General features: G+C 71.4%; 15 protein-coding genes and 1 pseudogene. 3 read left to right on the forward strand and 13 right to left on the reverse strand.

Annotated features, from left to right (window positions below; genetic code table 11):
* Positions 1-39 precede the first annotated feature (39 nt).
* From ACFWVP_RS32715 to ACFWVP_RS32735, 5 genes and pseudogenes are all read right to left on the reverse strand, one after another.
* Positions 40-3,687, reverse strand: a complete 3,648-nt coding sequence (locus ACFWVP_RS32715) for a LamG domain-containing protein (RefSeq protein ID WP_384501620.1) — start codon at positions 3,685-3,687, stop codon at positions 40-42.
* Between the two features lie 23 nt (positions 3,688-3,710).
* Complete coding sequence (locus ACFWVP_RS32720; protein WP_384501621.1) at positions 3,711-5,300, reverse strand: VCBS repeat-containing protein; 1,590 nt, start codon at positions 5,298-5,300, stop codon at positions 3,711-3,713.
* Positions 5,301-5,706: 406 nt separating this feature from the next.
* Complete coding sequence (locus ACFWVP_RS32725; RefSeq protein ID WP_384501653.1) at positions 5,707-7,233, reverse strand: FG-GAP repeat domain-containing protein; 1,527 nt, start codon at positions 7,231-7,233, stop codon at positions 5,707-5,709.
* A gap of 446 nt (positions 7,234-7,679) precedes the next feature.
* Positions 7,680-8,195, reverse strand: a pseudogene (locus ACFWVP_RS32730) (alpha/beta hydrolase-fold protein); the annotation flags it as partial.
* A gap of 62 nt (positions 8,196-8,257) precedes the next feature.
* Positions 8,258-10,075, reverse strand: coding sequence for a flavin-containing monooxygenase (locus ACFWVP_RS32735; RefSeq protein WP_384501622.1), 1,818 nt, complete (start codon positions 10,073-10,075; stop codon positions 8,258-8,260).
* Between the two features lie 236 nt (positions 10,076-10,311).
* Here ACFWVP_RS32735 and ACFWVP_RS32740 point away from each other — a divergent pair, with 236 nt between their 5' ends.
* A complete protein-coding gene (locus ACFWVP_RS32740; RefSeq protein ID WP_384501623.1) occupies positions 10,312-11,334 on the forward strand; it encodes an SMP-30/gluconolactonase/LRE family protein in 1,023 nt (340 codons plus the stop codon).
* Positions 11,335-11,602: 268 nt separating this feature from the next.
* On the opposite strand, the gene ACFWVP_RS32745 is transcribed toward ACFWVP_RS32740, so the two are convergent.
* The 3 genes from ACFWVP_RS32745 to ACFWVP_RS32755 all read right to left on the reverse strand — a co-directional run bounded on the left by ACFWVP_RS32745 (position 11,603) and on the right by ACFWVP_RS32755 (position 13,419).
* On the reverse strand, positions 11,603-12,193 hold the full coding sequence (locus ACFWVP_RS32745) for a TetR/AcrR family transcriptional regulator (protein ID WP_384501624.1): 591 nt from the start codon (positions 12,191-12,193) through the stop codon (positions 11,603-11,605).
* Complete coding sequence (locus tag ACFWVP_RS32750) at positions 12,190-12,663, reverse strand: alpha/beta fold hydrolase (protein ID WP_384501625.1); 474 nt, start codon at positions 12,661-12,663, stop codon at positions 12,190-12,192. Before ACFWVP_RS32750 ends, ACFWVP_RS32745 begins: the two co-directional genes overlap by 4 nt.
* A 192-nt stretch (positions 12,664-12,855) precedes the next feature.
* A complete protein-coding gene (locus ACFWVP_RS32755) occupies positions 12,856-13,419 on the reverse strand; it encodes a TetR/AcrR family transcriptional regulator (RefSeq protein WP_384501626.1) in 564 nt (187 codons plus the stop codon).
* A gap of 151 nt (positions 13,420-13,570) precedes the next feature.
* Here ACFWVP_RS32755 and ACFWVP_RS32760 point away from each other — a divergent pair, with 151 nt between their 5' ends.
* Together ACFWVP_RS32760 and ACFWVP_RS32765 are read left to right on the forward strand one after the other, a co-directional pair.
* Positions 13,571-15,793 carry an MMPL family transporter gene (locus ACFWVP_RS32760; protein ID WP_384501627.1) on the forward strand — a complete coding sequence of 741 codons (2,223 nt, stop codon included), beginning with the start codon at positions 13,571-13,573 and terminating at the stop codon, positions 15,791-15,793.
* 228 nt (positions 15,794-16,021) lie between these two features.
* Positions 16,022-16,189, forward strand: a complete 168-nt coding sequence (locus ACFWVP_RS32765) for a hypothetical protein (RefSeq protein ID WP_384501628.1) — start codon at positions 16,022-16,024, stop codon at positions 16,187-16,189.
* A 124-nt stretch (positions 16,190-16,313) separates the two neighbouring features.
* Here ACFWVP_RS32765 and ACFWVP_RS32770 read toward each other — a convergent pair whose 3' ends face one another.
* From ACFWVP_RS32770 to ACFWVP_RS32790, 5 genes are all read right to left on the reverse strand, one after another.
* Entirely contained in the window at positions 16,314-17,168 is an 855-nt protein-coding gene (locus ACFWVP_RS32770; protein ID WP_384501629.1) for a maleylpyruvate isomerase N-terminal domain-containing protein, read from the reverse strand.
* Positions 17,169-17,709: 541 nt separating this feature from the next.
* Positions 17,710-18,093, reverse strand: a complete 384-nt coding sequence (locus tag ACFWVP_RS32775) for a hypothetical protein (RefSeq protein ID WP_384501630.1) — start codon at positions 18,091-18,093, stop codon at positions 17,710-17,712.
* A gap of 87 nt (positions 18,094-18,180) precedes the next feature.
* Entirely contained in the window at positions 18,181-18,945 is a 765-nt protein-coding gene (locus ACFWVP_RS32780; RefSeq protein ID WP_384501631.1) for a ferredoxin, read from the reverse strand.
* A 434-nt stretch (positions 18,946-19,379) separates the two neighbouring features.
* The gene (locus ACFWVP_RS32785; RefSeq protein ID WP_384501632.1) at positions 19,380-20,576 is read right to left on the reverse strand and encodes an MBL fold metallo-hydrolase; all 1,197 of its coding nucleotides are present in this window, start codon (positions 20,574-20,576) and stop codon (positions 19,380-19,382) included.
* A gap of 114 nt (positions 20,577-20,690) precedes the next feature.
* On the reverse strand, positions 20,691-21,131 hold the full coding sequence (locus tag ACFWVP_RS32790) for a PPOX class F420-dependent oxidoreductase (RefSeq protein ID WP_384501633.1): 441 nt from the start codon (positions 21,129-21,131) through the stop codon (positions 20,691-20,693).
* Between the last annotated feature and the right edge of the window lie 10 nt (positions 21,132-21,141).

Here is a 21,141-nt window from a genome sequence, read left to right on the forward strand (position 1 = left end):
TGCCGGTTCCGCTGGGAACCGGCACACCCGCCCGGGGGATCACATGTTCGGGAGCGGTGTCCCGTTGGCCATCTGCTGGATCGCGGTCCTGTCGGCGGCCCCGCTGTAGACGCGGACCTCGTCGATGGCGCCCGCGAAGTACTCGCTGCCGCCGCCGAGTGCCGAACGGCCCACCTGCAGCGCCCCGGTGGCACCCCAGAGGGTGTCGTCGGTGCCGTGCGCGATGTCGGCGAGCTGACCGGCCACGTACAGCCGGATCTCGTTGGCGAACGCGTCGTAGACCACGGCTAGGTGCTGACCGGCCATGTCGGTGTCCGGGAGCGTCTGGTCGTCGGTGAAGGTCTTCACCGGCGCTGTCGCCGAGTCGGCCTCGGCGACAGCCAGTTCCCACGTCGAGGAGGACTCCGCGTCGGCGGCGGGCCGGTAGCGGACCGCGAGCCGGTTGGCGGCCTGGCCGGGCAGCGACAGCACCGTCTGCGGCACGGTCGCGTCCAGCGTGGTGAGCTGCACGCGGGCCGTCGCGGTGAAGCTGGCCGCGCCGGTGACGGGAGCGGTGGCCGTGGACGCGTAGTCCCCGTCACCGTCGAGCACCAGGTGGCCCGCGCCGACCATCGGGTACGGACCCTCGAAGTACGGGTCGTCCGTGGGCGCGTTGTAGATCGAGGCGTTGCCCGCGAGGGTCAGCTTCTGACCGGTGCCCGTGTCCGTGGAGGCTCCCGCGGCGGCCGAGTCGAGCTGCCAGTAGTTCATACGGGTCGGCTTGACCGTCATCATCTCCGCCACCTGGGCGGCGGGCAGGACGCGGTCGAAGACGCGAACCTCGGCGAGGTCACCGGAGAAGTTGTCCCGGTAGCCGCTCTTGGCCGTGGTCCGGCCGATCTGGAGGGGCCCGTACGACTTCCACACCGAACGGCGGGAGGCGGTGCCCTTGGAGTCCTTGTTGATGTAGAGGCGCAGTTCGGACTTGGCCGCGTCGTAGACGCCGGTCAGCAGCACCCACTGGTCGGGGACGGCGCCGACGCCGGTGGCGACGGCCTTCCACTGGCCGAGGGTGTCGACGTCGGTCACCGGGACGGAGAACGCCCAGGTGCCCGCGACGTGGTCGTAGCCGAGGGTGAATCCGGGTTCGCCGGTGCCGTCCTGGCTGACGACCGCCATGTCACGCGTGGGGGTGCCGTTCGGGCGGACCCAGGCGCTGACGCTGAAGCTCTCGGAGGAGTCCAGCACCGTTTCGTTGACGTCGGCGTACGCGGCGCCGGTGCCGTCGAAGCGGGCGGCCGAGTCGGCCTTGCCGCCGGGGCCCTCCACGCCGAAGGTGACTCCGGTGCCCGTGTTCGCGGAGAACGCCCCTGTCTCGTCGTGGGCCTCGGTGCTCGACGGTTCGTCGGCGAGGTTCCACTGGCCGGCGACCGGGGTGCCCTCGGTCACGAGGAACTCGTAGTGCGCCTTGGTGCTCGGGTTCTCGGCCTTGTCGACGGCGATGACGTCGACCCAGTGGCGCCCGGCGCGGGTGGGCATCCAGCTGACGGTGGCGGATCCGCCGGGGGTGGCGGCGTTGACCGTGGTGGCCGGGGTGGCGGTGCCGTCGAACGCGTACCGGTACTTCACGACGTCGGTGTCGGGCACCGAGTCGTTCGGGTTCGGGGCGAAGGTGAAGGAGCCGTAGGTGCCGACGCCGTCGTGGTAGACGGTGTCGGAGGGGTACTGCTTGGACAGTACGTTCGGCTTGCCCGGCAGCGTCTTGTCGTACGTGAACTCGCAGCGCACGGTGTCCCCGTCGTAGCTCCAGGGGCCGTATCCGTCACCGTCGTAGGCGCGTGCGCTCCAGTAGATGACGGTGTTCTGCGGGATGGACGACTTCACCGTGTGGGTGAACTTGGTGCCGGACGTGGGTGCCAGCCAGGACGGGGTGAGGTAGGAGTAGGTCTTGGCCTCCTTGGTGACCGGGTCCGTCCAGTCCACCTTGAACTCGACCTTGACCTTGTCGGTCAGGCCGTTGCCGTGGTCGGGGTCGCTCGCCACGGCCTGCAGCTGCGGCGGCACCTCGGAGAAGGGGCGGCCGGCACCGCTGGTGCACATGCCGCCCGGGTTCTGGGAGAGCGTCGTGATCTTCCGCGGGAGGTTGTTGTAGCTGATGGACAGGTAGGCGTTGCCGCAGACCCGCTTCCACTCCGGGAGTCGGGTCTCGTCGGCGGCCCGCAGGCCCAGCGTCATGGACGACCAGCCTTCCGCCGCCGCCGTCTTGACCTCGGTGGTCAGCTCACCGGTGGCGCCCGCCTCGAAGTGCAGGTTGGCCTGGCTGGAACAGCTCGTGGGCGAGATCGCCTTGTCGACGGTGCCGATGTGGTCGGCCCAGTCGTCCGAGGTGTTGGACCAGCTGGAGGAGGAGGTGATGCTGTAGTTCTTGCCGCCGATGCGGTAGAGCCGGACCGGCTCGGCCGTCGGCGAGGCGCTGTAGATGTGCTCGACGCGCGCGGAGAACGTCGCGCCGAGGATCTGCTTGTCCTTGTAGAACGACATGGGCATCGTGAACAGCGTCCGGCGCACCCCCACGCCGTTGCAGGAGACCGGGCTGTAGTCGGTGGGGCACTTGCCCACGCCGGCGCTGCCGGAGTACTTCCAGTCCTGCTCGCTCGGCATGCCGGACATCACGCCGGTCCACGCGGTGCGCGAGGTGGTGCGCTGGATCGGGTCGATGACGACGGGGAAGACGGTGTCGTCGCCCCGGAGGAGCTTCTGGTCGGGGACCAGGGACAGCTTGCCCTTGCCCACCTCGATGCCCAGAGGCGAGGTCCGGCCACCGCCGCCGGGGCCGGCCAGTGCGGCCTTCGGCGCGACGGCCGGGGTGGGTGCGGCGTCGGCGGTCGCGGCGGCGAGCGCCTTCGACACGGCCTTGGGGCCCTGGGCCTTGGCCGCGGCTTCCTTGACCGCGGCAGAGTCCCACATCACGGGCTTGCCGGCCTCGAAGACGGTTCCACCTACGGCTGCGTCCTCGGCCTTGATGGCACCGGAGGCGTCCTTCGCGACCTTGAGTCCGTCGGTCTTCAGGCCCAGGTCGAGCCGGGCAAGCCGCGGATCGGCCGCGGCCTCGGGGGTCTTGACGACCAGGAGGTGGCCGAAGCCGTCCGCCTCGGCGCGCACGGTGAGGTCGACGCCGGGCAGTGCGTCCTTGTACGTGGCCGTGTCGCCGTCGAGCGAGGGGGCGGACAGCTTCCCGTACGGCCAGGTGAGAGCCATCTCGCGCCCCGCCTGGTTCATCGTGACGAACGGCTCGCCGGCGGTGCCGTCCGAGAAGGACAGCGCGACCGCCGCGGCCTTCGGCGAGACCGAGCCGTCGGCGTGCCGTACGAGGGTCCGGTCGATGTCGACCCACGTGCCTTCCTGGAAGGTACGGACGGGGTCGGTGTACTCGCGGGCCGTGAACGTGCCGTTCGGTTCTGCGTAGATCTCCCGGCGCGAGGTGCGCATGCCGAGGATCTCGACCTTCTGGCCGCTCTTCTTGGCGACGGTCAGTGCCTCGGCCTCGGTCTGCACCGGCTTGCCCGCGGCGGCGATCGACGGCTCGGGGGTCCCGTCGGGAGCGGGTCCCTCCGACTGGGCGCTGAGGATCCCGCTCATCACCGCGCCCGCCACCACTGCGGCGAGCGCGCCACGCAGCACCGGGCCGCGTCGTATGCGTCTGGACATGCGTCTGTTCTCCAGGTCGTTCATCAACGGGTCACGGCTCCGAACGCGACATCACCTGTGGGGATGCCGTCCCAACCGGGCTTGAAGGTGCGGGTGGGCGTGCCGCCGGACGCCACGTTCCAGCTGAAGGAGTGGACGGCGTGTCCCGCGGCGGGCCCGTAGGGCATGCCCACGTACAGGGCGGAGGGGGTGGCGCCCAGGCTCATTCCGGCGAGCTGGCGGGGTGCGGGTTCTCCGGGGATGCCCCAGCCCGGGTCGATCCAGGTGTCCGAGGTGCCGGCCGCGCCGACGAGCGGGAAGATCTGCACTCCACCCTTCTCCATGTGTTCCTCGGAGGACTCCTCGCCCGGCACGCCGACCGCGAGCCGGACGGTGGTGGCCGAAGCGGTGCTGTTGGGGGCGGTGTTGACCGCTGCGAGGCGCTGTCCGAAGAAGTCCCCGGCCTCGGTCTCCTCCTCGGCGTCCGCCGTGTTCTGGTCGAGCCAGTAGATCTGGGTGAAGGTCCCGGTGGCCGTGACGCGGAAGACCTGGACGGCTCCCGCGTCGACGGTCGTGGACAGGTCCTCGCCGGGGACGCCGACGGCGAGCAGGGACTCGGTCGTCGAGGTGGCGCCCGAGGGCCGGTACGGGACCATGGCGAGCGCGGTGCCGAAACCGTCACCGGGCTCCTCGGCGCCCTGGATCACGTCCTGGTCCTGGGCCAGGCCCACCAGCGGCTTGGGAAGGCCGGAGACGAGGGTGTGGCTGAAGACCGCGACGCCTCCGGCGAACGGGGCGGTGCCCACCCCCTCTCCCGGCGCTCCCACGGCGAAGTGGGTCGGGGTGGCCGCGAACGAGGAGCCGAACCGGTCGTCCACCTCCACCGTCCCCGGGACCGCCCCGGCGGTGGTCGTGTCCTGGTTGACGCCGACGACGGTCGCCGCGTCGGCGGAGACGTAGAAGAAGCCGCCGGCGTCCTCGACCGTCCCCAGCGCTTCGCCAGGTGCGCCGATCAGCAGGTACGAGGTTCCCGCGGCGGTCTTTCCGCCGGTCAGGGCGTAGCCGACCCAGTCACCCGTCTCCCTGCCTCCGCCGAGCGACGAGGTCGCACCCTGGGCGTGCTCCTTGGCGGCTTTCCCGCCGGCGGGTCCGGCCGCCGAACCGTAGACGATCTGGACCAGGCCCGCGTCGCGGACCGTGACGTCCTCCACGACGAGGTCCTCGTACGGGATGCCGACGGCGATGTCACTGCACCCGTCGGCGTCCGCGTCGTAGACGGCGAACGAGAAGCCGAACCGGTCGTCGGGCTCGGCGCCCCCCGGAACGTTCGCCGTCTCCTGGGACAGCTGCGTGCTGCCCTTGTCGCCGCCGTAGACGATGTGGATCAGACCGGCACCCGGGACGTTGTCGACGGTCCCTTCGGGGTCGGCGATCACGGTGTCCCTGACGCCGTCCCCGTTGAAGTCGGAGTCCACTCCCGAGCATCCGGCGGCCAGGGCGGTGGCGGGTGCGGTGAAGGGCGCCCCCGGCCCGAATCCCAGGGCGAATGCGGTCAGGACGACCGCACTTACGGCGAGCGCTGTTCTTCCTCTGGCCGTGCGCCGTGGCGGGCGCATCGGACTGGTCACGGACATGGTTCCTCCCCTGATGGCTCCGGCCGCTGGGCCGGAGGTCCCCGAAACGGCTTCGGGCGTGCTGGTGGCGTTCCTCCCGTGACGGCGCCGGCCCGCGCCCCGGTCGTGAGGGGTGCGATGGGCGTGGACAGCGGCAGACGCACGCGCCGGTACGTGCGTGGGTGTGCGGTCATGAACAGGTACGCGGGCGTGCGCGGTCGTGAACCGACGCGCGGTCGTGAGCGGGTGCTCGGCCAGGAACGGATACGCGGTTCGTCCGCGGTCGTGCGCTGTCGTCCGCGGTCGTGAACGGGAGTCGTCGCCACGTCACCCGACCCGCGTACGGGATACGGCGCACGGCATACGGGACCGCCGCCGCGTCGGGCGCCCGGTGCGTCTGCCGTGCGCCCGTCCGGCCCCGCCCCGGTCAGCTCAGACGCGTACCGAAGGCGACGCCGCCGGCCGGGATGCCGCCTTCACCGGGGCGCCAGCTCTGCGTGGGCGCGCCGCCGTTCGGGGTGTTCCAGGGGAAGGCGTGGACGGCCCTGTTCTCGGCGGGACCGTAGGGGACGCCGACGTAGAGCGACGTCGGACTCGAACCGAGGCCCATGCCCGAGAGCGTGCGGGGTGCGCGGACGCCGGGAATGCCGTCGCCGGGTGAGATCCAGCTGTCACCGGCGCCCGGGTCACCGAGCAGCGGGAGGATGTGGACGCCGCCCTCTTCCGGGTACTCCTCGGTCGACTCCTCGCCGGGCGCCGCCACGGCCAGGCGCATCGTCGCCGCGGTGCCGGTGGTGGTCGGGGAGGTGTTGGCCGCGGCGAGGCGCTGTCCGAAGAAGTCGCCGGATTCGGCCGAGCCCTCGACCTCGGGCTGGTTCCGGTCGATCCACTTCAGGTGCTGGAGGGTTCCGTCCGCCTTGATGTGGTACGTGTGCACGGCTCCGGCGTCGACCGTGCCCGCCAGGTCCTCACCGGGGACGCCGACCGCGAGGAGCGAGTCGTTGTTCGCCGTGGCCCCGGCGGGGCGGTAGGGGGCCATCGCCAGCGAGAGGCCGTACTGGTCCCCGGCCTGCGCGGTGGTGTCTGCGCTGCCGCTGCGTCCCTGGCCCATGCCGAAGAGCGGGGCCGGGATGCCGTCCACGTTGATCGAGGGCCGGAAGGCGATGACGGCACCGGCGAACTCGACGTTCCTGGACGTCGTGGCGATGGACTCGCCGGGGGCGCCGACGACGAAGTGCCGGTCGGTCGCGGCGATCGTCGCGCCGAAGCGGTCGTTGGGCTCGGGGTCCTCCCAGACGCCCGCCGAGTCCTGCGCGACGTGGGCGACGTCGTACCCGGTGCCGTAGACGTGGTGGAACATCCCCATGTCTTTGCCCTCGGCGCCGTCCTCGCCGGGCACGCCGATCACGAGGAAGGGGATGCCGGTGGCCGAGGTGCCCGCGGCGACGGCGTATCCGACCCAGTCCTCCGGCTCGTAGCCGCCGCCCAGTTTGCCGTCGGCACCCTGCCGGAAGCCGATCGTGCCGAGTCCTCCGGATGCGACACCCGTGGGCGAGCCGTAGATGAGGTGGACGAGGCCCGCGTCCTTGACCGGCCCCTCCGCCACGTTGATGTCCTCGAACGGGATGCCCACGGCGATGTCGCTGCAGCCGTCGAGGTTGGCGTCGTAGACGGCGTACGAGAAGCCGAAACGGTCGTCCGTCTCGGCGCCGTCCGAGACGTTCGGGGAGTCCTGCGAAAGCAGAAACGTTCCCTTTCCGCCTCCGTAGACGATGTGGATCTGTCCGGCGCGTTCCTTGCCCGAGACCGTGGCCTCGGGGTCGGCGATGACCGTGTCGCGGATCCCGTCACCGTTGAAGTCGTGCTGCGCTCCGGCGCAGCCCGCGGCGGCGACCGCCTGCGGAACAGGCAGCGCTCCCGGTCCGAGCAGCGTGAACGCCGCCACCATGGTCATCCCGGCCACGGCACGGCCGCTCCGTCTTCCTGCACGCACCATCGATCCAGCCCCCCACCCCTGCGGCACGACGCCCTTCGAGCGCGCGTGAACTTGCTGTCGCCTCTCCCTGACCGGCTGCACCGCACGCCACGGCGAAGTTCCCCACTTCGCCGTCCCGGTCCTGGACCGGGGGTGCGCTCGCATGATCAACGGAGGCGGGACGGGACTCTGCCACGTGTCATCAGGCCCGCGCAAGAACACATGTCCGACATCAACTCATCGGTAACCATCATCGCTTGGTCACACCACATTCACGGTGGGGTCATGGATTGGCCACAATGAGTTCGCATCACCCGGACCCGCACAACACGGTGCGGCCACACCCACTCCGGGGCATGGCCGCACACATCGGACGGACTGTCAAAACCTTCGGCGCTACGCCTTTCAGCCTTCGGGACCACGCCCTTACGGAGCCTGCCGATGATGCCGTCGAGGTCCCTGATGAAGAGGTCGGGGCTGACGAAATGTCCTCCGGGCGCCTCGTGCCACTCGTGCGGGATGCCGGCTCCGCCGAGCCGCGACGGAACTCCCGCCGTAGCTCTCGACGCGTCGTACGGGATGGTCGGCGCTGACCCTGGCCTCGTTCCACTGCGGTGCGCCGCAGACCGTGCCGCCTCCCAGTTCGGCGGCGCAGGAGACGTCGGCCCGGTGGGTGACCAGGCCGGCGTCACGGCGCAGGCCGGCCGGGCCGGAGTGGGCGCCGACCGAGGCGAGGTGGCCGTAGTACTTGGCCGCGTACTTCAGCGTGCCGAGACCTCCCGTGGAGAATCCGGAGACGGCGCGGCCGTGGTCCTCGGCGCACTCGGCGTACGTACGGAAGTCGGTGTCGATCCACGGGAGCGGCTGGGCGAAGTGGAAGGTCTCCCAGTTCCGGGGCCCGCGTTGGAGCTGACCGGGTCGGAGTACCGGCCCGCTCGCCCCCGGCACCACAAGGCCGGGCGAGCCCGCCCGCCGAGCGGGTTCCGCGGTGCCCGCCGCGGCGTCAGTGCGCCGGGGCGCGAGCGGCGGTCCTGGTGCGAAGGATCCCGCTCATGGACTCCTCGCGCCATCGCCTGAGAAGTTCGTGGAAGGCGAACGCGCCGTGCGGGTAGGCGATCGGACCGTTCGGCCGGCCTCGCCCCTCGCGGTTGTAGTAGCCGGGGGTGCACTCGGCGTGGAACCACTCGTGGTCCGGGGCGCCCTCGGCCAGGACGGCGATCCAGGCGTCCTCGGCCTCGCGGGACGGTTCGACGAGTGCGCCCTCGGCCTCGGCGGCTGCCACGAGGGCCGCACCGTGGACGGCCTGCTCGTCCAGGATGTGCGTGAAGTTGACGCTGCTGGCGTTCTGGAGCGATCCCATCTGGATGAGGTTCGGGAAACCGTTGCAGGTGAAACCGTGCAGGGAGCGCGGCCCCCGCTGCGCCCACGCGTGCAGCAGTTGGGTGCCGCCCCGGCCGTGGACGGGGAGCTTGCCGGAGAGGACGCCGGAGGTCCCGACGGAGAATCCCGTGGCGAAGATCAGACAGTCGAGTTCGTACATGGTGTCGCCGACCACGACCCCGTGTTCGGTGACGCGCTCGATGCCGTGGGTGTCCGCGGTGTCGACCAGGGTGACGTTGCCCCGGTTGAACGCCGGGTAGTACTTGTCGGAGAAGGTGGGGCGCTTGCAGGCGTACCTGTACCAGGGTTTGAGCTGCTCCGCCGTGGCCCCGTCGGTGACGGTCCGCTCGATCCGGGCGCGGAGCTCGTTCATCTTGGCGGCGTCGGCGGCCTCGTAGGCCACCTCGAAGGCCTCCCGGTCGCCCTGCCTGCGGAAGCTCGGCAGGAGCTTCTCCAGGAGGCCCGCCGACATGGTCCAGCGGTCCGCCACGAGGTCCTGTCCGGCCGTCTCGCCGGAGACGATGCGGAGGTAGTTCTCCCGCCGTTCGCGCGCCCAGCCGTCGCGGTCCGCACCGACGTCCTCGGCGGTGGTACGGCGGTTGTCGCGCACGTCCACGGTCGAGGGGGTCCGCTGGAACACGTAGACGTGTCCGGCGTCCTCGGCCAGCATCGGGACGGCCTGGACTCCGGTGGCTCCGGTGCCGACGATGCCCACCCGCTTCCGCGAGAGGCCGGTCATACCGCCGTCCGGCGTGCCACCGGTGTAGGCGTAGTCCCACCGCGACGTGTGGAAGGTGTGGCCCGTGAAGTCCTCGATGCCGGGTATCCCGGGGAGTTTCGGCTCGGACAGGGTCCCCGTGGCGGTGACGACGTACGTGGCCCGGAACGCGTCGCCGCGGTCGGTGGCCACGATCCACGTCTCGGACGCCTCGTCCCAGGTCAACGACGTGACGGCGGTGGAGAAGAGGGCGTCCGAATAGAGGTCGAACTTCCGCGCGATCCGCACCGCGTGACGCCGGATCTCCTCGCCGGGCGCGTACTTCCACTCCGGCACGTAACCGGTCTCGTCGAGCATCGGCAGGTACACGTGGGACTCGATGTCGCAGTGGATGCCGGGATACCGGTTCCAGTACCAGGTACCCCCGAAGTCGCCGCCCTTCTCGACCGTCCGGACGCGCCGCACGCCCTGCTGCCGCATACGCGCCCCGGCGAGGATGCCGCCGAATCCGCCACCGATCACGGCGACGTCGACGGTGTCGTGCAGCGGATCACGCGCAGTCGGCTCCCCCGCGTACGGATCGGCGGCGTAGTAGCCGAACTCCGCGTCGGTGTCGCGGTACTGGCTCGCGCCGTCGGGCCGTACGCGCCTCTCTCGTTCGAGGCGGTAGCGCTGCCTCAGAGCGGCGAGCTCGCCAGGGGTCGGCGCCTGCGGGGTGGTCATGTGGGGGGACCTCGATCCTGCCTGTCGGGCCGCGCCGGGGTGAGCGGCCGTCCGCTACGGTAGCAACTACCGGACAACACTGTCCGGTTGAAGCGTGGGGGGCTGCGATTTTCGGCCAGAGCACGTCCGCGTCCGCAGGCGAGCGCCGCACCCCCTCCACTCCTGACCGACGACAACCGACGACAACCACCACAACCCACGACATCCGCGCAGACGGACATGGAGAGTGTTCCCCCATGCGACGACGACTCCCGATCCGATCCCTTGCCGCGCTCACCGCGATCGGCACGCTGACCCTCACCGGATGCGGTACGGAAACGGGCGCCCCCCGCGACCGGACGGCTTCCACCGGCGAGGTCAGGACCATCCGCCCGCACAAGGTCATGCAGCTGACGCGGGTGCACGCGGAGACCGGAATGACGCTGCTGGAGGGCCCGACCTTCGGCGAGGACGGCGCCCTGTACGTCGTCGACGTCACCGCACCGCCGGGAAAGCCCAAGGTGATGCGCGTCGATGTCGGGAAGAGGACCTCGCGCACTGTCCACACCGACAGCCGGGGCGCTTACACCTCGGCGCAGTTCAGCCCCTACGACGGCCGGCTCTACCTGACCGACTACGTCCACGGCGAGATCGTGAGCCTTGCCCCGGACGGCGGCGATCCGCGGACCTTCTTCGCCGGCAGGGTCGACGGAGCGGCGATGAATCCCGACGACATCGCCTTCGACCAGGCCGGCAACCTGTACGTCAGCGACTCACGCGGCCTGTCCGAGGGCACGGCGCGCGGGCGGGTGGTGCGCGTCGACCGTGACGGCCGGAAGGCATCGGTCCTGGCCGGGGACCTGGCCGCCACGAACGGGATCTCGTTCGACGCGGACCACCGCGGGCTGTGGTTCAGCGAGCTCACCGAGAACCGGATCTCCTACCTCCGCCTCGACGCCGAGGGAGGGGTGACTTCCCGCCACACCGCAGTTCGTGTCGACGGCGGGATAGCCCAGACCGACTCGATCGCCGTGGACGCGGACGGCAACCTCTACCAGGGGCTGCACGGACGGGCCGCGATGGTCGTGTACGACAAGCACGGTGAACGCCTGGCGACGGTGGAGGTACCCGCCCGCGTCCAGGGGCTCGAATCGGCCACGAACGTGGCGATCACTCCTGGCGGGACCAAGGCGTACATGACCGTCAGCGGGCCCGCCGGAGGCTATCTGTACGCCTTCGACGCGCTGGCGCAAGGCATCCGGCAGTCCAACGGCGGCTGACACGGGGGCGCGCCCACCTGCCGGATGACCCCGGTGGCCCTGTTACTCACCTCGTCGAGGGCAGGCACCGGTCCGCACTCGCCGTCGAAAAGCCACACCGGCCCGTACGCACGCGTCGCACCGTCGCGCAGCCGTACTCACGCGTCGCACCCGCCGCTGAGGTCAGTAACCACCCGCCGAAGGACGGCACAGGCCCGCGTTCACGCGTCGCGACCCGCCCCGCACCGGCTCTCGCGCACCCCTCACAGGACCCGCACCGGTCCGTGACTCACCCGTCGAAGGGCCGCACCGGTCCCACCTCGACGCCGAGCAGCCGCCAGGCGGCCAGCGCCCGGCGTTCCCGCTCGTCACGGGTGGGGCCGGTGACGGCGCCGGAGACCATGGCGACCGCGAGCATCAGGTCGTCCGCCGCGGCCAGCCGATGACCGTCCGGCAACCGTCCTCGCAGGCCGCGTTCGACACGCCCGGACAGGGCCAGGGCGTACGCGCCGATGTCGGAGCGGCCGCCCGTCCTGTCGGCGTGCAGGAGCCCGATGAAGGCCGCGGACTCGGTGAGGTGCCAGGTCATCACGCCGAGAACACCGGCGAACGTCGCGTCCCCGGCCGCTGCCGCCTGCTCGACCTGCCGCACGTTCTCCTCCAGGACCGCGGTCGCCACCGCGACCCGGTCGGGGAAGTGCCGGTACAGGACTCCCTGCCCGACCCCGGCCCGACGCGCGATCGCGGAGAGTGGCGCGTCCAGACCGTCCGTCGCGTAGATCTCCCGGGCGGCGCTGACCAGAGCCGCCCGATTGCGTGCGGCAGCCTTCGGCCCGTCGTTCGCGGGCCGCCGCTCGTCCGGCAGGGTGTGCTGCTTCACCCCGGCAGCGTACCGGCCGCCAGACCCGCCTCGGGAGGCATGAAGTCGTCCCAGTCACGGTGGAGGGCGTCCATCCAGACCGGTCCGGCCACGTCCTGCGGGTACAGCTGCGCGAACCGATGCGCGTAGAGGCCGCCGAGGGAGTGCGGCGCGAGTACGTACGCGCCGTCGATGTCCTGGGCGCGCAGCAGCCCGTGCAGTTCCGTGGCGACCGCCGTGGCGGTGCGCGGCAGTGGAAGGGGGTCGCTGTGACCCGTGCCGCCGCGGTCGTACACCACGGCGGTGGTGAACTGCGAAACTCCTTGCTGGACACCGAAGTAGTCCAGGCCGACCGCGCCGGCACCCGACAGGAACACGACGGCGGGTCCGCCGCTGCCCGACCGGTGGGTGAAGACACGGCGGCCGTCGATCTCCTGGGATCCTCCGACCGGTGGAGCGGGGCGGGCGGGGGTGGTGATGTTGTCCGTCATGCGACAAGGCTCCAACCCTGACGCAGGGGCAAGGTCAACCCCTGCCGCCACCGCGACTCGGTACGGCGGGCGACGCGACGCACCGGCCCGCTCCTGCGACCGGCCGCGGTCGGCGCAGGCCGCCCGACATCCTGCCCGTCTGTTTGCCGCGTGCCACTCGCCTGCCGGGGTCGCCTGACCGCCTCCCCCGGTCTACGGGATGGCGTCGATCCCGGCGCGCAGGAAGGCCATGGCCGTGTCGATGTCTTCCTCACGCATGCCGTGGCAGACCTCGCTGACGACGGCCGCCGCCGCCACCGCCACCATGCGGGGGACGAATCCGTCCGGGGCCTCTCCCCGCTCCTCCGCGAGGATGCGGGCGCCCTCCTGGATGGCCTCCGCGAGAGAGGCGCTGGTGACGGCTCTGATCTGCGGGTTGAGGTCGAGCATCCGGTCGTACAGGGCGTCCAGGTCGCTGCGCTCGGCCACCTTGTCCCTCAGCCAGTGCTGCAGCGCGTCCAGGGTCGTCTGACCCTTCGGCCTGTCGCGCAGCACCTCTCCCAGCCCGTTCGCGAACTCGTCGAAGCGGGACGTCGCCAGCTCCAGCTTCGACGGGAAGTACAGCGTGACCGTGCGCGGCGACACGTCCGCGGCGGCCGCGATGTCGGCGATCGTCGTCGCCTCGAAGCCGCGGTCGGCGAACAGTTCGTACGCCGACCGGAGGATCGCCTCCCTTCGGCGGGCCTTGGAGCGTTCTCGCAGACCGTCACTCATCATGACCACCACTTTACCAGCGACAGCATATTTACAGTCCATTGCAAAAATGCCTTACGGTGTGACCGACTGGCCCGCGACGGCCACGCACGGGCAGCGCGGCCCGTACGAACGTAGCGGCCCGCTTGAACGAGGCAAGGAGAGGGAGACGGACATGGCGTCACGCCTGTACACCTGGGGGCGATGGGCGGTCCGCCGCCGCGGCCGGGTCATCGCTGTCTGGTTGGTGCTGCTCGGAGTCGTCGGGGGGCTCGGGATCACCCTCCACGGCAAGGTGACCACCGAGTTCTCGGTGCCGGGAATCGAGTCGCAGCAGGCGCAGGACCTGCTGCAGGAGAAGTTCCCGGCGGCTGCGGGCGGCACGGCCCGCATCGTCTTCGCGGCGCCCGAAGGCGGTACGCTCACCGAGCCCGACACGAAGGAAGCCATCGAGGCCGGCCTGAAGAAGGCCGCACAGGTGCCTGGCGTCGTGGACGTCGCGGACCCGTTCACGAACAGAACCGTTTCCCCTGACGTCCGGATCGGCTACGCGGACGTCACCTTCGGCGAGCAGGCGGACAGTGTGCCGCAGAAGTCCAAGGACGCCCTGTCCCACGCCGTGACCCCGGTCGAGAAGGCGGGCCTCCAGGTCGAACTCGGCGGCTCGGTCATGCAGCCCGTGACCGAGGTCGGCGGGCCTGCCGAGATCGTCGGCGTCGCACTGGCCTTCGTGATCCTCGCCCTCGCACTCGGCTCGCTGGTCGCGGCCGGCCTCCCGCTGCTGACCGCCGCGGTCGGTGTGGCCATCGGCGTCCTGGGCGTCCAGTTCATCTCCCGGTTCACCGAGATGACCAGCACCGCCACCGTGCTCGCCCTGATGATCGGCCTCGCGGTGGGCATCGACTACGCCCTGTTCATCATCGCCCGACATCGCGAACATCTCGCCGATCCGGACGCGGACGTCGAGGACTCCATCGCCCGGGCCGTCGCGACCGCCGGCAGCGCCGTGGTCTTCGCCGGTGCCACCGTCGTCATCGCGCTCGCCGCCCTCGCGGTCACCGGCATCCCGTTCCTCACCGTGATGGGTCTCGCCGCCGCCGCGACCGTACTCATCGCCGTACTCATCGCCGTCAGCCTCGTGCCGGCCGCCCTCGGCCTGCTCGGCGAGCGGCTCCGCCCACGCCGACGGGCCCCACGCCCCGGGCGCAAGGAGCGCGCCCCCGGCGCCTGGGGCCTGGCCTGGGGCCGCTTCGTCACCCGCAAGCCCTTGATCGTCCTCCTCGTGGGCGTCATCGGCCTACTGGCCCTCGCACTGCCGGCCCGGGACCTGAGGCTTGGGCTGCCCAGCAACGCCTCGCAGCCCGCCGAAAGCACCCAGCACCAGAGTTACGACCTGCTGACCGAAGGCTTCGGCCCCGGCTTCAACGCCGCCCTCGTCGCTGTCGTCGACACCGGTGGCACCCCGGCCGCCGAGCGAGCGGGCGTCGTCAGCGGCCTCCACTCGGCCCTGGCCGACGACCCCGGCGTGGCAGCCGTCGCCGCACCGGCCACCAACGCCGACTCGACGCTCAGTGTCATCGCGCTGGTGCCCACCACAGGACCCGACGACCAGGCCACCACCGACCTGGTCCACCGGCTGCGGGAACAGGCCCCGAGCATCGACGAGGCGGGCGGCACCCTCTACATCGCGGGGGCAACCGCCGCTGCCATCGACATCTCGGGCAAGCTCTCCGACGCGCTGCCGCTGTTCATCGGTGTGATCGTCATCCTGGCGATGATCCTGCTGACCATCGCCTTCCGCTCCCTGCTCGTCCCGCTGAAGGCCGTCCTCGGATTCCTGCTCTCCATCGCCGCCGGCCTCGGCGTCACGGTATGGGTCTTCCAGAACGGCCACCTCAACGGCGTCCTCGGCATTCCGTCGGCGGGCCCGGTCACGGCGTTCCTGCCGGTCCTGCTGATCGGAGTCCTCTTCGGACTCGCCATGGACTACGAGGTCTTCCTCGTCAGCAGGATGCGCGAACACTTCGAACACACCGGGAACCCGAGCGAGGCGATCACCCACGGCATGGCCCGCAGCGGGCGCGTCGTCAGCGCGGCGGCCCTGATCATGGTCGCGGTCTTCGGAGGCTTCGTCTTCAACCACGATCCCGTCATCAAATCGATCGGCTTCGCCCTGGCCTTCGGCGTCCTCATCGATGCCTTCGTCGTCCGCATGACGCTCGTCCCCGCAGCCATGACTCTGCTCGGACGACGCGCCTGGGGCCTGCCGGCCTGGCTCGACCGCATCACCCCGGACGTCGACATCGAGGGGGCCAAGCTCCCGCCGCGTCCGACTGCCGGGGCCGGGGCCGGGGCCGGGATTGAGCATGAGACCGAGCACGAGGTGACCGTGCGCTGAGCCCGTACACGCCATGGACCTCGGCTCCGGAGCGGAGGACTCCGTACCGGGCCGGAGGTCACCCGGGCCGGAGGTCACCCGGGCCTCGGTGACCTCCGGCACGTGACCCTCCGTCGCCCCGGCGCCACCGGCATCGACCGGCTGGAAACCGAGGGACGCCAGGAGCTCGGCGACGACTTCCTGGCCTCGGTGTCGTCACCCGCGTAGAAGCCCGTGAGGGACCGGCGCGTGGCTCACGCGGTCATCACCGACCAGGGGCGGGAGAACCTGGACCGGGCGGCGGCCGTTCACACCGCCACCCTGCGCGAGGTGTTCGCCGGCTTCGACGAGCCGGCCGTGTCGTCCCTGGACGCGCTCCTCGACGGGCTGCGCGAGGCCGCGGTCCGGACGGACTGAAGCGGAGGACACCCGCGGTCAGGGATCGTCGGCGAAGGCGGCCGACGCGACCGGCGTCGTCGGACGGCTCAGGGTGCGCCCCGCGCGGCACCACGCGCGCTCACGTCGCCGCGTACGCCCGGGGTCAGGGGGTGGCGATGAGTTCGCCGAGCCGCCGGGCGAGCCACGGCCGCCGCCCGCCCGCCCACATCTGGCCGCGCGCGACCGCTTTCCAGACCGGCGTGCGCCGGAAGGCGACCAGCAGGAAGGCGGCCGGAGCCGCCGTGATCCTGCAGTCGTAGGCGCGCGGCGCGGCATCGCGGGTCACCGTCATCGCCCCGTCGTCGACGACGACCGCCAGCCGTGGGCCGCCCTTGATCGCGAGGTCGAACGCGATGCCGACCCCCCGAGCCTTCGCCGTATCCAGGGTCGACGACATCATCGTCGGCATCGACTGCCCGAGCACCAGGCGCGCCTCGTCGGGGCGGATCAGCCAGGGGAGTCCGGCACCACGCGCGATGTCCAGGCCGTGCACGAGGGTCTCGCTGAGCATCAGACCGGTCACCGTCGCCAGCGTGAGCTCCCGCCCGTACCAGAGCGCGGCGACCGGGGCGTCAGGGGCGAGACCCTCGGTCAACCGCAGGAAGGCCTCACCCCGTTCGGCGACGAAGTCGCCCAGGCGGGCGCGTTCGTCGCCGCCCAGGAGGCCGACGGACAGGGCGTTCATAGCCGTGATCCGCTCGATGAGCGGCCGGTCCCCCGGCCGCAGGACACCGCCCGGGACCACGGACTCGTCGCCGGTGGCGGCGGCGGTGTACGCGAGGTACGCGGCCATGAGGTGCGTTCCGACATCGCCCACCGTCCACACCGGGACGCCGGAGGCCGCGTCCAGCGCGGGGGCGTCGCGCAGCAGTTGAGCCAGGCGCGGGATGGCGGCGTCCAGCGCCGCGCGGGTCTCCTCGTGCTCGGCGACGGGATCGAACGTCGTGTCGGCACCCATGCCACTCCCCCAACGATGCGGACGGGCCCGCAGGTTACCGCCGGGTAGTGCGGTTGCGACAGTGGTCTGCACAACCGCGAAGTGGACCGACGGCCTCCCCCTCCCGACACCCCGGGCCTGCGTCGGGGACGACGCCCGTACGGTCTTCGCGGAGGCGGCGAGCCGGGCGAACGGCAGGGCGCCGCTGTGCTGTCCCCCGTCCCCGACTCCGTGGCAAGGAACGGCTCGGGCCGGCTGCCCGTCCTCCCCCCGTCCACCGGACGCGGGAGACCACCACGAGGAGAGGCCGGAACGACTGGGCGAACGTGATGACGCGTTCGGCCGCCCCGGCCGTGCCCAGCAGGAGCAGAGTGAGCAGGAACCAGGCGCCGCCGAACCACATCAGTACGCTCGCTCCGACGGTCGGCCCGGTCCGCAGACCCCATGGCGCGGCCGTTCCGGGTGGGAGTGCCGCTCGCTCCGGGGCATTCCGAATCGTTCCCGGTCGTTCCGCTGCGATCAGTGTTCGTAAGCGGTCAAGGACCGTGTGACAGGGCCGGGGCTAAGAGGTCGCCGCGCGGAAGAGGGCCAGGAGGGCCTGGGCGGGTGGGGTGTCCACGTCGAAGAACTGCGTGGTCATCGCGGGTGGCACGGCCCTGCCGTGCATGCGGACCTCGTGGCACCCGAAACAGAACGCCGCCTCGAACAGCGCCTGGTCGAGGGAGTCCTCGTACGCCCGGATGCTCCAGCCCGGCGAGAAGCCGCAGCGGTGCTGTGCGCTGCCGGGCAGGTCCTCGATCAAGGTCAGAGCGTCGGCGGCCTCTGTCTCCGCCCAGTGGGCGACCGCCCTGCCGGGGTAGGGGGCGCCCTGCTCGACCGGGAGGGCGGAGATCCTTACGACCTCGATCAGCGCGGTGGCGGCGACGGCTTCGGCGGGGAGCTGCATCTGCACAGTCTGACCGATGGGCCGGCCAACGGCTGAGGCCTGCCGCGAGAGGTGATCCACCGCGCCGGGATGAGGAGCCACCACCCTCTATCCCCCGGAGAGTCTGAGGGCCAGGACCGGGCAGTCGGCCGCCGCTCTCCGGGCGCGCTTCAGGGGCCTCCGGGGAAGCGGGCCCTGGGGGGTACAGGGGTAGCCCCACTCGTCGAGCGTGATGTGTTCGGGGAGCAGCTCCGCGCACCGGCCGTGCGCCTTGCACGCGGTCCAGTCGACGGCGAGTTCCAGGTCGGCTTCCACGTCAGCTCCGGTGATCAGGGACGGGCAGCGGGGGCCGGTGGCCGGACACCGTGCAGTGACCCGCGGCGTGGGCGTCGAGTTCGGCGGCGAAGGTGGTGAACGCGCTGCGGACCAGGCGGACCGTGCCGTCCGGGTGGTGGCAGGCGCCGCGCCCTCGACGAGTCCGGCCCAGCGGGCGATGTCCTGGCGTCCGGTGCCCTGTGGACCGGGGGCGGCCAGGGTCCGGAACGCGGCGGCGATTCGCGGCAGGCCGTTGAGGCAGGGGCCGCACTGCCCTGCCGATTCCAGGGCGAGGTGGCGGAGCACCTGTGCCGTGTCGGCGGGACCGCAGCGGTCACCGGGCAGTGCCATGAGGACGCCGGCTCCCAGTCCGGCGGCGGCCAGGGTGCGGGTCGAGGCCTCGACGGCCGTGAGCCAGGTCCCGTGGTAGCCGCGCCGACCAGCACCGCGCGGACGCCGTCCGGTGGAAGCAGCCGGTGCAGCGGTATGCCGAACGGCGCCTCCATGACCCGTGCCTCCCGCCCTGGCGCGTACCGGTGCCGCGGCGATGCCCGGCATGCGTGTGAGCATCCACGGCTGGGTCGCGACCGGCTACGTGATGCTGACGCGTTGGGTGGAGGCCCATTTGCGGCGGCCCTCGTCGATGGTGACGGCCAGACCGGCCTTACCCCGCAACGGGTTGTCGCTCTAAACGTAATTCCAGGAAAGCCGGAAGAGGCGCCGCCAGGCGACACCCATGCCGGGCACCAGCCGGGGTCGATCTCTCCCGGTGCGTGGCGGCGTTCGTCCGGCGTCTGCCGCCTCGGGCGCGGGCATGCCTGCGGTGGACGCGCGAGGGACCCCGCACGGAGGGCGAGGGCGGAAGTTGCCGTGGCATGACTGGCCGCCCGCCTCGGGAGGGCCCATCGACAGCCATCCGTGGACGGCCCGACTCCTCGGCCGGAGTTCACCCAGCAGCCGAGCGAACCGCTCGCGATCCCCTCTGCCCACCGTCACCGCTCGCCCGCGAGGTCGACTTCCGCCCGCAGCACCGGTGCCGCGTCCGCCGTCTCGGAGTGACGCCACGGGTGCGCGATGGGCTCCGACACGGACCGCCACCAGGGCTCCGAGGGAACCTTCCCCGCCGGCTCGAACGGCTCACCCGGCCGGGGGAACGCCACCGGCTGCCCCACCTCCTCGGCGGCATCCTTCATCCACTCCCCCGGCTCCGACCACGCGTGCGGGGCCAGGTTGAAGGTGCCCCAGTGGATCGGCATCAGAACGCCGTGCGGTCGGTTCCCCTGCAGGTCGAGGTGCGCCCGGACGCCTTCGGCGGGCGTCATGTGGATGTCCGGCCAGTACTCCGAATAGGCGCCGACCTGGATCATGGTCGCGTCGAAGGGGCCGTGCTCGGCGCCGATGTCCTTGAAGCCGGAGAAATAGCCGGTGTCGCCGCTGTGGTAGATGCGGTGATCGGGGCCCGAGACCACCCATGACGCCCAGAGGGTGTGCTGCTGGTTACGCAGCCCGCGACCGCAGAAATGCCGTGCCGGGGTGGCGGTGAGGCTGATCCCGGCGATCCGTACGCTCTCGTTCCAGTCGAGCTCGTGGATCCGGTCGAGGGGGACTCCCCATCGCTCCAGATGGGCTCCGACGCCGAGCGGCACGGCGAAGACCGTGTCCGTCCCGGCCAGGGCCTTGATGGTCGGCAGGTCGAGGTGGTCGTAGTGGTCGTGCGAGATCACGATGACGTCGACGGCTCCGAGCGCGGCCAGCGGCAGCGGCACGGGGTGCAGCCGCTTGGGCCCGGCGAAGGCGAAGGGTGAGCAGCGCTCGCCCCAGACGGGGTCGAAGAGCACCCGCCTGCCGTCGATCTCGGCGAGCACGCTGGAGTGGCCCGTCCAGGTCAGCCGCAGGTCTGTCGCGGGCGGGCGGGAGAGGTCGGCCACGGTGGTGGCGTGGACGGGCACCGTGCCGGTCGGCGACCTACGGGCCCGCTGCTCCTTGTGGAAGTACACCTTGGCGAATTCCAGCATGGAACCTGACGGCCTGGTCCGTGCCCCCTCCGGGTTCTGGAACACCCCGTCGGCGAAGTTCGGCGAACGGCGGATGCGTTCCATCCGCGCTCCGGCCGGATCCGCGCCGAAGGCGTCGGGGCGCAGCGAGCGGAGTCTCGTACGGAGGGAGGGCTGGTCGTCTGCGCCGGTCACAACATCTCCTGAGGGAGTCGGTGTCGTCTCATTATGGTCGGGGGGTACGAAGGGGCGAGGGCTCGGCCGTGAACGGAGCAACACCGACCGTTCCCCGCACCGGCCGGAGCCGTGTCAGGCACGCGGCTGGCCGTACACGTGCTCGATCCGCAGGGTCAGGACGGCCCTGCGGTCCTCGACCATCGCCCGCCGGTAGTCGTCCCAGTCGGGGTGCTCACCCCGGACGTCCCTGTAGAGCGTGATCAGCTGCTCCACGGTCGCGTCGTCGCGCTCGGCGGCGGGCGGTGTCAGCTCGGCCGTGGCGTCGACGACGGTCCAGGCCCACCGGTCGTCGCTGGTCACGTGGTAGCTCGCCCGCGGGTCGCGGCGGAGATTGCGCGTCTTGGCCCGGCCCTCGGTGACGGAGACCCTGATCACCCCTTCTTCGGGGTAGTACGCGTGGTTCACGTTGGACAGCTGGGGCCTGCCGTCGCGCTTGAGGGTGACGAGCACCCCGCCGTCGTGCTCGCCGATGAGTCGGAGCAGCGCCTCGCGCCCGCATTCGATGTCCGTCATGCCGGATCCA

Source organism: Streptomyces sp. NPDC058637 (genome assembly GCF_042717325.1).
In the GTDB taxonomy this organism is placed as follows: domain Bacteria; phylum Actinomycetota; class Actinomycetes; order Streptomycetales; family Streptomycetaceae; genus Streptomyces.

What these genes read in the sequence shown, in the direction of transcription:
- ACFWVP_RS32715 (WP_384501620.1), bottom strand. Translation starts at nt 3,687, where the DNA reads ATGTCCAGACGCATACGACGCGGCCCGGTGCTGCGTGGCGCGCTCGCC.
- ACFWVP_RS32720 (WP_384501621.1), bottom strand. Translation starts at nt 5,300, where the DNA reads ATGTCCGTGACCAGTCCGATGCGCCCGCCACGGCGCACGGCCAGAGGA.
- ACFWVP_RS32725 (WP_384501653.1), bottom strand. Translation starts at nt 7,233, where the DNA reads ATGACCATGGTGGCGGCGTTCACGCTGCTCGGACCGGGAGCGCTGCCT.
- ACFWVP_RS32735 (WP_384501622.1), bottom strand. Translation starts at nt 10,075, where the DNA reads ATGACCACCCCGCAGGCGCCGACCCCTGGCGAGCTCGCCGCTCTGAGG.
- ACFWVP_RS32740 (WP_384501623.1), top strand. Translation starts at nt 10,312, where the DNA reads ATGCGACGACGACTCCCGATCCGATCCCTTGCCGCGCTCACCGCGATC.
- ACFWVP_RS32750 (WP_384501625.1), bottom strand. Translation starts at nt 12,663, where the DNA reads ATGACGGACAACATCACCACCCCCGCCCGCCCCGCTCCACCGGTCGGA.
- ACFWVP_RS32755 (WP_384501626.1), bottom strand. Translation starts at nt 13,419, where the DNA reads ATGATGAGTGACGGTCTGCGAGAACGCTCCAAGGCCCGCCGAAGGGAG.
- ACFWVP_RS32760 (WP_384501627.1), top strand. Translation starts at nt 13,571, where the DNA reads ATGGCGTCACGCCTGTACACCTGGGGGCGATGGGCGGTCCGCCGCCGC.
- ACFWVP_RS32770 (WP_384501629.1), bottom strand. Translation starts at nt 17,168, where the DNA reads ATGGGTGCCGACACGACGTTCGATCCCGTCGCCGAGCACGAGGAGACC.
- ACFWVP_RS32775 (WP_384501630.1), bottom strand. Translation starts at nt 18,093, where the DNA reads ATGCAGCTCCCCGCCGAAGCCGTCGCCGCCACCGCGCTGATCGAGGTC.
- ACFWVP_RS32780 (WP_384501631.1), bottom strand. Translation starts at nt 18,945, where the DNA reads ATGCCGGGCATCGCCGCGGCACCGGTACGCGCCAGGGCGGGAGGCACG.
- ACFWVP_RS32790 (WP_384501633.1), bottom strand. Translation starts at nt 21,131, where the DNA reads ATGACGGACATCGAATGCGGGCGCGAGGCGCTGCTCCGACTCATCGGC.